Annotated in this window: 13 protein-coding genes; 4 read left to right on the top strand and 9 right to left on the bottom strand. The window is 34.2% G+C overall.

The features are described 5' to 3' along the window. Window positions 1–19: 19 nt before the first annotated feature. The gene (gene ribH / locus NBT05_RS13435; RefSeq protein ID WP_265770373.1) at window positions 20–517 is read right to left on the bottom strand and encodes a 6,7-dimethyl-8-ribityllumazine synthase; all 498 of its coding nucleotides are present in this window, start codon (window positions 515–517) and stop codon (window positions 20–22) included. Window positions 518–560: 43 nt separating this feature from the next. Then, on the bottom strand, window positions 561–1,343 hold the full coding sequence (locus NBT05_RS13430) for a tetratricopeptide repeat protein (protein WP_265770372.1): 783 nt from the start codon (window positions 1,341–1,343) through the stop codon (window positions 561–563). Between the two features lie 233 nt (window positions 1,344–1,576). Here NBT05_RS13430 and recF point away from each other — a divergent pair, with 233 nt between their 5' ends. Then, window positions 1,577–2,659, top strand: a complete 1,083-nt coding sequence (recF, locus tag NBT05_RS13425; protein ID WP_265770371.1) for a DNA replication/repair protein RecF — start codon at window positions 1,577–1,579, stop codon at window positions 2,657–2,659. A 150-nt stretch (window positions 2,660–2,809) separates the two neighbouring features. Here recF and NBT05_RS13420 read toward each other — a convergent pair whose 3' ends face one another. Beyond that, window positions 2,810–4,237 (bottom strand): M56 family metallopeptidase, encoded by a 1,428-nt coding sequence (locus NBT05_RS13420; protein ID WP_265770370.1) that lies wholly within the window; start codon window positions 4,235–4,237, stop codon window positions 2,810–2,812. Beyond that, window positions 4,234–4,596, bottom strand: a complete 363-nt coding sequence (locus NBT05_RS13415) for a BlaI/MecI/CopY family transcriptional regulator (RefSeq protein WP_265770369.1) — start codon at window positions 4,594–4,596, stop codon at window positions 4,234–4,236. Before NBT05_RS13415 ends, NBT05_RS13420 begins: the two co-directional genes overlap by 4 nt. Window positions 4,597–4,725: 129 nt before the next feature. Between NBT05_RS13415 and NBT05_RS13410 the strand changes: the two genes are divergently transcribed. Both NBT05_RS13410 and NBT05_RS13405 read left to right on the top strand, forming a co-directional pair. Next, on the top strand, window positions 4,726–5,142 hold the full coding sequence (locus tag NBT05_RS13410; RefSeq protein WP_265770368.1) for a hypothetical protein: 417 nt from the start codon (window positions 4,726–4,728) through the stop codon (window positions 5,140–5,142). Next, window positions 5,135–5,431, top strand: a complete 297-nt coding sequence (locus NBT05_RS13405; RefSeq protein ID WP_265770367.1) for a DUF721 domain-containing protein — start codon at window positions 5,135–5,137, stop codon at window positions 5,429–5,431. Before NBT05_RS13410 ends, NBT05_RS13405 begins: the two co-directional genes overlap by 8 nt. On the opposite strand, the gene NBT05_RS13400 is transcribed toward NBT05_RS13405, so the two are convergent. After that, window positions 5,417–5,809 (bottom strand): acyl-CoA thioesterase, encoded by a 393-nt coding sequence (locus NBT05_RS13400; RefSeq protein ID WP_265770366.1) that lies wholly within the window; start codon window positions 5,807–5,809, stop codon window positions 5,417–5,419. The two genes, NBT05_RS13405 and NBT05_RS13400, sit on opposite strands and share 15 nt — an antisense overlap. Window positions 5,810–6,148: 339 nt before the next feature. Between NBT05_RS13400 and NBT05_RS13395 the strand changes: the two genes are divergently transcribed. Beyond that, window positions 6,149–6,469: a hypothetical protein gene (locus NBT05_RS13395; RefSeq protein WP_265770365.1), complete on the top strand. Its 321-nt coding sequence runs from the start codon at window positions 6,149–6,151 to the stop codon at window positions 6,467–6,469. Window positions 6,470–6,608: 139 nt separating this feature from the next. Here the strand turns inward: NBT05_RS13395 and NBT05_RS13390 are convergent, their stop codons facing one another. The 4 genes from NBT05_RS13390 to NBT05_RS13375 all read right to left on the bottom strand — a co-directional run bounded on the left by NBT05_RS13390 (window position 6,609) and on the right by NBT05_RS13375 (window position 12,042). Then, window positions 6,609–8,678, bottom strand: coding sequence for a M16 family metallopeptidase (locus NBT05_RS13390; RefSeq protein WP_265770364.1), 2,070 nt, complete (start codon window positions 8,676–8,678; stop codon window positions 6,609–6,611). A gap of 34 nt (window positions 8,679–8,712) precedes the next feature. Continuing rightward, the gene (locus tag NBT05_RS13385) at window positions 8,713–10,038 is read right to left on the bottom strand and encodes a M16 family metallopeptidase (RefSeq protein WP_265770363.1); all 1,326 of its coding nucleotides are present in this window, start codon (window positions 10,036–10,038) and stop codon (window positions 8,713–8,715) included. Between the two features lie 166 nt (window positions 10,039–10,204). Next, window positions 10,205–10,468: a peptide methionine sulfoxide reductase gene (locus NBT05_RS13380; RefSeq protein ID WP_265770362.1), complete on the bottom strand. Its 264-nt coding sequence runs from the start codon at window positions 10,466–10,468 to the stop codon at window positions 10,205–10,207. Window positions 10,469–10,476: 8 nt separating this feature from the next. Further along, complete coding sequence (locus NBT05_RS13375) at window positions 10,477–12,042, bottom strand: protein adenylyltransferase SelO (protein WP_265770361.1); 1,566 nt, start codon at window positions 12,040–12,042, stop codon at window positions 10,477–10,479. Window positions 12,043–12,046 lie beyond the last annotated feature (4 nt).

Here is a 12,046-nt window from a genome sequence, read left to right as displayed (position 1 = left end):
ACTATCTTTTGAATAAGTTTTAGAATGCAGATAATCGCCGAATTTCCGCCATTTTGATAGCAGCAATTGCGGCTTCGACTCCTTTATTACCATGCTTACCCCCGCTTCTATCTAGTGATTGCTGTAAAGTGTTATCGGTAAGCACACAGAAAATTACGGGAATGTCCCCTTGCATGTTTAAATCTTTTATTCCCTGAGTAACCCCTTCACAAACAAAATCAAAGTGTTTAGTTTCTCCCTGTATAACGCAACCTATTGCAATGATAGCATCCAAATAAGCATGGGTAGTCGACATTCTTTTACATCCGTAGATTAATTCAAAACTACCGGGAACTTGCCATTCCAGTAGATGTTCTTTAAGTACGCCGCAATCTAACAAGGCATCTACGGCTCCCTGATGAAGCCCTCCGGTTACCTGCTCATTCCACTCAGATACGACGATCCCAATTTTAAAACCGGAAGCATCTGGTAAAATACTTTTATCGTACTGAGAAAGATTTTTATTTTCGGTAGCCAAAAATGAATACGTTTAGATCAATATTAATAACAAACAGAGAATGCTAAAGCATCGCTTGGGCTCGTCCTAAGTGCACTTCTATTTGATTGGCTTCCGGACTTTTTGGGAATTTATCCTTTATTTTCTGTAAATTCTTTTGTGCTACTTCCGGTTTACCTAGATCCAGTGCAATTAAGGCTGACTTTAATAAGAACCTGGGGGTAGTAAATTCATTTTCCCGCATATCCGCGGCTTTCTGGTAATAATTTAAGGCTTCTTCATCTTGATTCAGTTGCGAAAAAGCATCTCCTATTCCACCGGTAGCTAAGGGTCCCAGAATTTCATCACCAGCTTTAAATTCATCCAGATAGTCAATAGCCTTTTGATATTGGTTGGTATTCAAATAGGAGAATCCAGCAAAATACCTCGCTAAATTTCCTGCTTTGGTTCCGCCGTACTCTTCAATTATTTCTAAAAAGCCAGCACCCTCAGCTCCATTTAAGGCTAAGGTATATAAAGAATCTTTAGAAGCCGCATCTGCTTCTACCGCTTCTTTAAAATATTGCTGTGCCACAAACATTTCGTTAGATGCCTCAATCTCTTTAGGCTCCTGAATATATTTTTGATATCCTAACCATCCTAAAACTAGTATAACAATAGTACCAACTCCAATAAATATATATTTTTGATTGGCAGCTACCCATTCTTCTGTTTTTGAAGCTCCTTCATCTAGGGTATTAAATACTTCGGCAGTAGTAGAATTTTCTTCTACATGATCAAACGATTGTTCAACATCTTCTACTTTCTTAGCCTTTTCTTTATAACCTCGTTTTTTATACGTTGCCATGTGTGTAATTTTATGCACGGCAAAAATAAAATTTTTATTGGGATTAGAAAGCTTCGCCTTATTTATTTACATACCTTTTATTGAAAACTATTTAAAAACTAAACGCTTACTTTACTAATGTCTATATTATTTGGGTTATTGTTTTATGTTACTAACAAATTCTTATTTTACTTAATGTTTGTAAATTCGCGATCTATCAGATAAAATAAAGCCTGCCCATTTACCTTCACCCTATGGAAATTAATACGCTTACCTTACTTCATTATAAAAATTTTGAATCGGCTGATTTTACATTTCATAATAAAATTAATTGCCTGGTCGGTAATAACGGAGTAGGTAAAACTACCGTACTAGATGCTATTTACCATCTTTCTTTCGGGAAAAGTTATTTTAACCCGGTAACCAGCCAAAATATTACCCACGGTAAAGATTTCTTTATGATAGAAGGTACCTATCAAAGGGATCAACGGGAAGAGAAGGTAATTATCAGCGCAAAAAAGGGACAAAAAAAAATGATCAAACGCAATGGTAAAAACTATGATACTTTTAGCGAACATATAGGCTTTTTACCTTTGGTCATGATTTCGCCAGCCGATCGGGACCTAATCACGGAAGGAAGTGATACCCGACGTAAATTAATTGATGGGATTATCTCGCAAAATGATTCGCAATATCTACATGAATTGCTACAGTACAATAAAGTAGTGTCGCAACGCAATTCTTTGCTAAAGTATTTTACAGCTAATCAAACTTTTGATGCAACTACGCTTGACATTTACAACGAACAACTTCACCAACTAGGTAGCAATATTTTTGAAAAAAGAACAGAATTTTTAACCGAATTTATCCCGGTTTTTAAACAACGTTATGAAGCAATTACTTCGGGAAACGAAAAGGTTTCTATTACCTATCAAAGTAAATTACAACATATAGGATTATCTGATCTTTTAAAAAACAATCTGCAACGGGACAGGATGCTCCAGTATACCTCAGTAGGTATTCATAAAGACGACCTGGATTTTACGATAGATTCGTACCCAATAAAAAAATTTGGTAGCCAGGGACAGCAAAAGTCTTTTTTAATTGCATTAAAACTAGCCCAATTTGAAATCCTAAAACAACAAAACAAGGTTACCCCGATCCTCTTACTAGATGATATTTTTGATAAACTGGATGAACAGCGCGTTTCTCATATTGTAGCACTGGTAAATGAACAAAAGTTCGGACAATTATTTATATCGGATACCCACGCAAAACGAACCGAGGAGGTTATAAAAAATATCTCAGCGTCTTATAAACTGTTTGAACTTAGCTAAAACTTACTTAATGTAGGGTTTTGGTAGAAACTATCATATTTACCATTTTATAAAAATTAAAGTTAGCCGGGACTTGCCGAAAATACATCTAATAATGGTTTACTAAACTTCAACAAATCCGACTAACTTTTAAGTGGTACATCGATTATTTCACTTCAAAATTATAGGTAATGAATATAAAACATTCACTGATTTTCCGGAAACTTCACCCGGACGCATCTCCGGCAATAGTTTTATTACCCGACTAGCTTCTTCTTCTAATACCGCATTTGGTGCTCTTACCCTTACATCTTCTACTTTTCCATTCTGGTTAATTTTAAAACGAACATAAATCCGTTTTACACCAGGTTCCATATCTTTAGAAATCTCAGTATTAAATTGCGCTGAAACTAGCTTTTGTATAGTTTGAGAAAAGCATTTTTTTGCTTCATCTCCTGACAAATGACTACATTCCGCTAGTACCGGTGCCTTATCTAAGGATGAAAAAGGGACGTTATTCTTCAACACTTCATCTTCTAACGCCTTACTTTGTAGTTTACTGGATTGCCCGTTAGTAGCCGTTAAGCTTTTTACTAATTTATCAAGGGCAACCTGATCTTGTTCAGATAGTTTTTCTTGGGAATCAAGATAACTTAATAAATCTTCTACCTTATTTGGGAAAGGACTTGATGTTATATCATGTTCACTTACATCTTTAGTACAGGAACTATAAAAAATAATACCAACTAACAATGGAATTACACTTAAATACTTCAGTTGAAAAATACGTTTTGACTTTGATTTTTGTAACATAACTATTCGTTTTTTGATTAATGAATGACTAAAAAATTGATTTATAAATGAAATATGAGTTGTTTTAAATACTTGCGAAAATAGATCCTGATAGTATTCTTTTTTATTAATTTGCTTTACCACATAAGCATCCGCAATAAATTCGTGTAAAGCCCTTAACCTACTTTGATAGACATAAAATAAAGGATTAAACCAACCCACAATTTTACATAGTTCTAGTAAGAGTAAATCAATAAAGTGGAACTCTTTAATATGAGCTTTTTCATGTAATAAAATTGTATTTCTTTGCTCGTCTTCTATTTGATCCCCTATATAAATGGTGGTTAAAAAAGAAAATGCGGTATTTGAATGAGAAAGGCAAACTATTTTATTTTTATCAACTATGGTGATTTTATTGTTTCTGCGCAGATAATTAAGAGAGGTAAATTTTTTAAAAAGTAGTACACTTTGCAGCCCAACCCCTGTTATCCAAAGGTAATAGATAATAGTACCATAAGGTATGTCAAGACGGTTAACACCTTTAAAACTTAATAAAAGTTCGGGAAGGGGTACTACGTAATTAACAGAATCAGATAAAATTACGGCTGGTAATGATATTAAGTATTCTTGTGAAACCCTATCCGAAACAAAATCAAATTGGATGAAAGGCAGAAAAAAACTAGCAATCAAAGTACTTACTAAATACAACCGGTTTTGATTAAAAAATGTTTCCTTCTTCAATAAAAGATCATACGTCAGTAGGAATAATGACTGTAGTACAAATACCTGTAATAAATAATGAATCATTCTTCTTCGGTATTAATAGTGTTCAAGATCTCTTCTAATTCATTTAAACTAATATCATTCTTTTTCATAAAAAAGGAGACCATACTTTTAAAAGAACCACTGAAGTAGTTATCAACCAATTTATTAATACTATTGTTACTATAATCCGCTTTTTTTACTATCGGAAAATAAATATGTACCCTTCCCTCTTTACGATAGCTAACAAATTTTTTATCTTCTAAAATTCGGATAATGGTTGATACCGTATTATAGGCCGGTTTAGGTTCATCAAATTGATCTCTTACCTGTTGTGCCGAACCTTCTTCTAGTTCCCAAAGAATGTGCATAATCTCCTCTTCGGCTTTAGTTAATTGCTTCATAATTTCCATTTACAATTCAAATATAAACTAAATATTTAGTTTGAACTAATTTTTTAGTTTTAATTTTTTAGTGAATAACTTTACTTATCAATTCATTTATCTTTCTACTTTCTTTTTACTTTTACTTACATGTTTAAATATCTATTTATTCTAGTGATAAGTATCTCTTGTACCCGTTCGGATACTTCGACCAAGTTGTCTAATATTACCGGATATTGGGAGATAAATAAGGTAATCGCTCCTAACGGGGATGAAAAACATTATAAATTCAATCAAAATATTGATTATTTTGAGATCAAGGATACTACCGGGATTCGTAAAAAACTACAACCTCAGTTTGATGGGACGTTTAAAGCAACCGGGGATTCTGAAAGGTTTCAAATTAAAAAAACCAGTGATAGTGTACATTTTATGTATAAAAACTCATGGTCCTCCTGGAAAGAAACGATCTTAGTAGCAGAAAAGGATAAGCTATTGATTATAAATGAAGAGGGAATTCAATATGAATATCGACCCTATGAAAAATTAAATTTGACAGATGAGTAGATCAAAGATAGAATATCAAAGCATACAAGATGTATTGAAAGATTTTGTACAGGAGAATAAATTAGAGAAAGGCTTAGACGATGTAAAAGCAAGAGATGCCTGGTTTGCCGTTATGGGTACAGCTATCGCTAACTACACCCAAGCTATAAAGTATAAAAATAATGTACTTTATGTCGAACTTACATCTTCTGTCCTACGAGAGGAGTTAAGCTACGGCAAACAAAAAATAGTTGCTAATCTTAATGAACAATTGCAATCTGAACTTATTCAGAAACTAATCCTGCGATAACCGGTCTTTCACGTATTCAATTTTTGTTTTACCATGAGGAGCAGGTTTACCTTGCTCGTTCAAGTTCACCATAATAATATTATCTACTTTAATAATAGTTTTTCGGGTAAGTTTATTACGAACCTCACATTTTAAAACTAATGAAGATTTTCCGAATTTTACCACATCCATTCCTATCTCAATAATATCCCCCTGAACTGCTGAGCTAACAAAGTTGATCTCTGACATGTACTTCGTTACAATCCTTCTGTTTTCTAATTGGATTACTGCGTATAAAGCAGCTTCTTCATCAATCCACTCTAACATCCTCCCTCCGAACAAGGTTTCATTTGGGTTGAGGTCTCCTGGTTTGACTAGTTTACGGGTATGGTATCTCATGCTTAGGTTAGTTTTGGTTAGCAAAAATAAACAAACTTACAGTTAATCAAAATTACTACAATCCTCATTTTAAAAATAGGCTTCTCTTAATTACAACCTTCATAAATTAAACCTGACAAAATTTATTATAAAGCCGACAGATTATGTAATGAATAGTAATAAAATAGAGAAAAATAGCCTGTCTCAAATTCAATTTTAAGTATTGAAATTAGGCTTTAATAGTTAATATAGATGGTGCTTTTATGTTTACTCTTGTGATTGCACTAAGATTATTCGTATTTACAATAATACGTTCCCATTGTTATTTCTAAATTCCACCATGCAAGCTAAATACAGGTTATGAAAAGATTACTTACTTTATTCGTGTTTATACTATTTATTAATCAGGTTCAAGCCCAAAGGGAAGTACTTATTCGTCATCATTTGTTTATCCCACAATACAATACAGGAGCGGTAAAATCAATGTTATTCGATTATTTTGGTGATAACTTTCAATTTCAGGGAAAGCGTAAAGTCTGGCGAGAAAAGGAGAAAACCTTTATGTACGTAGTTTCTATTCGTGACCAAAAGCTAAAGATCTATTACAAAGGTTTTCACGACGAAATGAAAGAAAAACTGGAAGCTTTTTATGCCGATGTATTACAACTAGCTGATTATTAATTAAAGTAATCTTTAAAATAGTGCAGAAATAATATTAAATAGCAGATAAAATATTGTGTTATTCATATCGATCGAATCCCAAAAAAAAAGACCCTAAAAACGTACGCTTTTAAGGTCTTCAAATATTTTAAAAATTAGGTTATTTAAAGTCCTCCTCAGAAACCCCTTCATTAATTTTAACATCTTTAACTGTAAAATCCATTTGTTGTGGTCCAAAAGAAATTGTCATTTTTTGTGGAAATTTAATTCCATTAATTTCCTTGTAATCCTTATATAATATGGTAGATGTCACTTTTTGACCACCTTGTTCTTGAATGATTACATCTTTTACCCCTAGTCCGGTCTCCATATCATAAAATGAAGTTTTTTTATCTCCAAAATTAACCTGATAGGCTTTACCTTGTTCATAAGAAACAATTCCTTTTAATTCTGCTTCCTCTTTATTATTTAATTCAGGAAAAGGAAACATATCTTTTTTCGCCTGATTAATTTGCTCCTGGGTATATGATACTTTTTGTCCTTGTGCGGAAACGTATCCGCTTGTTCCATCAAATACGTTTTTATTCACTGAGTTTCCCGCAAATTGAACATCCATCATCATTTTATTATCAGCGCTTACTTTGTTTAACATCGTTAGCGTAGCCCCGTTCATAGAAGCTTCCGCCGTAGTAAAAAGGCTTCTCACTTCTTTTAATTTATCTTCTCCTCCTATTGCTTTTAAGTATTTATCAATTACGGCAGTAGCTGTTAAACCTTCGGGAATTGTTTCACTTGCTTGCGGTTTTTCTGTTTTCTTTCCGTATTTATCAAAAAACAAGATTGGAATTTTCTTTCCTTCAAACTGAATTTTTTCAAGATTTTCTAAAGTTTCTCCTGCATTTCCTACTAGAACAATTCGTGCTTTTTCTAGAGGAAAATATTTTTCAGCTACTCGTTTTACATCTTCTTTAGTAACGTCATTTATTTTTGAAATAAAGGTGGTATAAAAATCTTCAGGTAAATTTTGAGTTTTTATCCGTACACTTCGATCAGCTATCGTACGGTCTCTTTCTGATGCTAAAATAAAATCTCCTAAAAATTTTGCTTTGGCATTTTTAAGTACAGTATCATTTACAAATTCAGTACGGATACGTTTAATTTCTTTTAAAGTTTCAACCACAGCACTATCTGTAACTGCGTTTCTTACTTTGGCAGAAGCTCTAAAGGCCGATTTATGATTTTTACTATAGGGTAAACTGGACCTACCTCCATAAGTGTATCCATGAGCTTCTCTTAGGTTCATATTAATATAACTATTAAAAGAACCTCCTAAAATGTAGTTCGCAACTCTGGCCGCATGATAATCTTTATCAGTCATTTTTAAATCCGTAATTCCCATCACTGCCATCTCCGTTTGAACGGCGTTAGGTACATCAATAAAATTAATCTGACGATATTGTGCATCTTTTACTTCGGGTAAAGCAACAGATGGAGCCGTACCACCCGTCCAGGAAACAAAGTATTTTTTAACCAGGCTTTCTGCTTTTTTCTTATCAATATCTCCTGTAATTACTAGATATGCATTTTTAGGTACAAAATTATTAAGATAGTAACTCTTTACATCGTTTAACGTAATAGTATTTACAGTTTTTTCTGTCGTAAACTCGCCCCTAGGGTGATTTTTACCGTAAGCTAATGTTGCTCGTACTCTCCCAGCGATAAAGTCAGCACTATTTTCACCAGCTTTTAATCCTTGGATTAACTTCTTTTTTTCCAAATCCAACTCTTCTTGGGTAAAATTAGGATCTAAAGCTGCCTGGCTAAATAATTCAAAAATCTTATCCGTATATTTAGATAAAGCTTGAGCGAAGCCTCCGTTTACTCCAACTTCAAGCGAAGCTCCTAAAAAATCTACTTCTTCGTTAAAAGTATTCTTGTCTACCTTAGTAGTTCCTTTTCCTAGCATTCCGGAAGTTATAGTAGCAATTCCGGCTTTACCTCCTTCCGGAGTAGGATCATTGTCTAAGGTTAGACTGAGTGTTATACGTGGCAATTTATGATTTTCTACGACCAGCACTTCAAGACCGTTACCTAACGTAAAACTATCAGGTTTTCCTAAATTTAATACTGGTGTAGGCCCGGACTCAGGTATTTGTGACCGGTCAACTTGTGCGCTTACCTGTATCCAGACAGATAGAAATAGAATTTGATAAATAATATATTTTTTCATTAGTATTTTAATAGTTTGAGATTTATAAATATAATTAGTTAGTTGCTTCCGGAACGTAGTCTATATTTACTCGCTGATTCTTATTTAAGTATTTTTTTGCAACACGTTGTATATCTTCTCGGGTAATAGATCGGTAAATATCTATTTCTTTATTGATTAGATTGGTATTATCATATAGTACGTGATAACGGGCTAAAGAATTAGCAATACCCTGAACCGTAGCATTAGAGTTTACAAAATCATTTTCAAATTGGTTTTGTAATTTTTGAAATTCTCTTTCGGAAATAAGACCTTCTTTTAGCTTGTCGATTTCTTCGTCTATTTCTTTTTGTAAATCCGGCAACGTAACTCCTCCTAAGGGCAATGCTCCTATCAAATAAGTGCCGTAGTCTTCACTCGAAATGGGAAATGCAAATACCTGTAATGACATTTTTTTATCTTCCACCATTTTTTTATACAGTCTTGAGCTTTTACCTCCGGTTAATAAGGTAGAAATATAATCAATTACGTAGGCATCCTTATCCGTTTGTTTCGGAGTTCTGTATACTAGCAATTTAGCCGGAACCTGTATATTAGCGTCCGTTTCTTTTGCTATAATTTCTTGAGTAATCGGTTCTTCTTTAATTTCATTTTTCTCAATTTTCTTTCCATTATTTTTGATCGGACCAAAATAGTCCGCAATCATTTTTTTTGTTTTTTCAATATCAATATCCCCAGCTACTACCAGGGTGGCATTATTTGGATTGTTAAATTTATCATTAAAGGCTTGAAATTCTTCAAGCTTTGCAGCATCTAAGTCCTTCATTAATCCTATAACCGGATACTTGTACGGATGTTTTTTATAGAGTTCTCTACTAGCAGTTAACAGTGCTTTTCCGTAAGGTGCATTATCATATCGCTGTCTTCTCTCTTCCTTTACTACTTCATTTTGGGTATCTACCCCTATCTGATTGATAACCGGATGCATCATACGTTCGGATTCCATCCACAAGCCAACTTCCAGGTTGTTAGATGGAAATGTCTCATAGTAAAAAGTCCGATCTTGTGTAGTATTAGCATTGTTACTTCCTCCTTTTGAAGTTACAATTTCAAACCATTTCCCTCTGCCAATATTCTTTGTTCCTTCAAATAACAGATGTTCAAAAAAATGGGCAAAACCTGTCCTTCCTGGGTCTTCGTCTTTAGCCCCCACATGGTACATCACACCTACGGTAACCACAGGAGCTTTATTCTCTTGGTGAAGGATTACGTGTAATCCGTTATCCAAATCGTATTCGGTAAATTCCACCTCCTGTGCGGCAAGATTCATCAATGGCATTATAGCAATCATCATTGCCATGTATTTAAGGTAGTTTTTCATAAAAGTAGTTGATAATAAAATTTACATTCAATTAGTAACCAAAACCCATAATTTGTTACAATTCTTAATCAAGAAAAAGGTTTAAAAGTAAAAATTATAGGATTTAAGGTCATTCCTGCAAATATCAACACTACCCGTAGTGACCTACAATATTTTAACTTTTTTTTCACTTCAAATAACTTAGGTTTTCTAAAAAATGAATCACTTTGTTTTCCGGCATTTCACAGGGTTTTAAAACCTGTTTTGATTGTAGGAGGTAATAATTGAAACTAATAAAATTGCTACCCCCCAGTTCTTGGGCATAAACTTTCAAAGATTTATGTTGATTAAATACAGTTTTAGAAATTCCGTATTTTCTACTGTCATAAAATACTTCGGAATACCCTTCGGGAATTTTTAAAATAGCTTCTTGTAATTCTTCCGGACTCATATAATAAATCAGGAACTACAGGAAAGCATGGAACATCCTACTCTATTTCGCGCCCATTCCGGCCGTTTGGCAAACCATTTTTCTTGCTCCGGTTGCTCTTCGCACGGATTTTGTAAAAGGGTAAATAATTCGTTAAGAACAGTAGTATCTTCTTGATTTGCTGCATCTATTGCTAATTGTACCATATAATTACGTAATACATATTTTGGGTTAACTGTATTCATCACTTTTTTTCGTTCTTCAAAGTTGATATCCTCTTCTTGCAATCGTTTAGCATAAGAAATAAACCATCGCGTCCACTTCTCTTTTACATCATCTTCTATTTCCGAAGCTCGGTAAAAAGCAGCTTTAACCAGTTCTACACCTTTGGTTATGGTTTCATTTTGATACCCGGATAACAACCTGAAGAAAATCGTCATATCTGTTTCGGATTCTTGTAGGACGTCGGTTAATTCTTTAATAAGCTTTTTATCTTCATCTTTTTGAAAGGTTAACCCGATTTTTTTTCGCATCATTGCTGAATACGAAACTTCTATACGTTGATAAGTTTCCTCTAAAATAGTTTCTAACAAAGATGCATCTTTGATTAAAGGAAAAAGAGCATTTGCCAGTTTTACCAGGTTCCACAACGCGATTTGAGGTTGTGTTCCGAATTTGTACCGTTTATGGGCACTATCTGTGGTATTTGGCGTCCAGTTGGGGTCATAACCTTCTAACCACCCGTAAGGTCCGTAATCAATAGTCAAACCTAAAATGGACATATTATCCGTATTCATCACACCATGTACAAAACCAACTCGCTGCCATTCGATAACCATTTCTAAAGTTCTATCTGCTACTTCGGTAAAAAACTGAAGATAGGTTTCTACGGAAGCTTCTCCTAAATGGGAAAAATGGTGTATAAGCGTGTAATCCACTAACTTTTGTAACGTATGTATATCCTGATTAGCCGCCAATAATTCATAGTTACCAAATCGTAAAAAAGAAGGGGATACCCGGCAAACTACCGCACCTTTTTCATAGGCCGGATGACCATTATATAATACATCTCTCAATACCTGGTCTCCCGTAGTGACTAAACTTAATGCTCGGGTAGTAGGCACACCCAAATGATACATAGCCTCACTACACAAATATTCCCTTACCGAAGAACGTAAGACAGCCAAACCATCTGCCGTACGTGAATAAGGAGTTTCTCCTGCCCCTTTTAGCTGCAATACCCAGCTTTTATGATGATGTTCTATTTCAGTAAGGTTAATAGCCCGACCATCACCTAACTGTCCGGCCCAATTACCAAATTGGTGTCCGCCATAACACATGGCATATGGATGTGTACCGGGAATCAACTTTTCACCGGAAAAAACCTTTAAAAAATCAGCTGTTTTAGAAAAATCGGTTAGACCTAAGGTTTCTAATAAATCCGGGGAGCTATGTAGTAAGTTTGGATTGGAAGGTTTCTTAGGCGTTACATAAGAAAAGCAAGCTTTAAATACCTGACGTCTGGTATTTTCATGATTAGGGTCAGCGGGCAATTCTTTTTGAAAAGAATCTATGATGTTAACAGGAAATTGCAATAGG

This window comes from Aquimarina sp. ERC-38, from assembly GCF_026222555.1.
In the GTDB taxonomy this organism is placed as follows: Bacteria; Bacteroidota; Bacteroidia; order Flavobacteriales; family Flavobacteriaceae; genus Aquimarina.
This window is presented reverse-complemented; position numbering and strand designations above follow the sequence as displayed.

What these genes read in the sequence shown, in the direction of transcription:
- NBT05_RS13430 (WP_265770372.1), bottom strand. Translation starts at nt 1,343, where the DNA reads ATGGCAACGTATAAAAAACGAGGTTATAAAGAAAAGGCTAAGAAAGTA.
- recF (WP_265770371.1), top strand. Translation starts at nt 1,577, where the DNA reads ATGGAAATTAATACGCTTACCTTACTTCATTATAAAAATTTTGAATCG.
- NBT05_RS13420 (WP_265770370.1), bottom strand. Translation starts at nt 4,237, where the DNA reads ATGATTCATTATTTATTACAGGTATTTGTACTACAGTCATTATTCCTA.
- NBT05_RS13415 (WP_265770369.1), bottom strand. Translation starts at nt 4,596, where the DNA reads ATGAAGCAATTAACTAAAGCCGAAGAGGAGATTATGCACATTCTTTGG.
- NBT05_RS13410 (WP_265770368.1), top strand. Translation starts at nt 4,726, where the DNA reads ATGTTTAAATATCTATTTATTCTAGTGATAAGTATCTCTTGTACCCGT.
- NBT05_RS13405 (WP_265770367.1), top strand. Translation starts at nt 5,135, where the DNA reads ATGAGTAGATCAAAGATAGAATATCAAAGCATACAAGATGTATTGAAA.
- NBT05_RS13400 (WP_265770366.1), bottom strand. Translation starts at nt 5,809, where the DNA reads ATGAGATACCATACCCGTAAACTAGTCAAACCAGGAGACCTCAACCCA.
- NBT05_RS13395 (WP_265770365.1), top strand. Translation starts at nt 6,149, where the DNA reads ATGAAAAGATTACTTACTTTATTCGTGTTTATACTATTTATTAATCAG.
- NBT05_RS13390 (WP_265770364.1), bottom strand. Translation starts at nt 8,678, where the DNA reads ATGAAAAAATATATTATTTATCAAATTCTATTTCTATCTGTCTGGATA.
- NBT05_RS13385 (WP_265770363.1), bottom strand. Translation starts at nt 10,038, where the DNA reads ATGAAAAACTACCTTAAATACATGGCAATGATGATTGCTATAATGCCA.
- NBT05_RS13380 (WP_265770362.1), bottom strand. Translation starts at nt 10,468, where the DNA reads ATGAGTCCGGAAGAATTACAAGAAGCTATTTTAAAAATTCCCGAAGGG.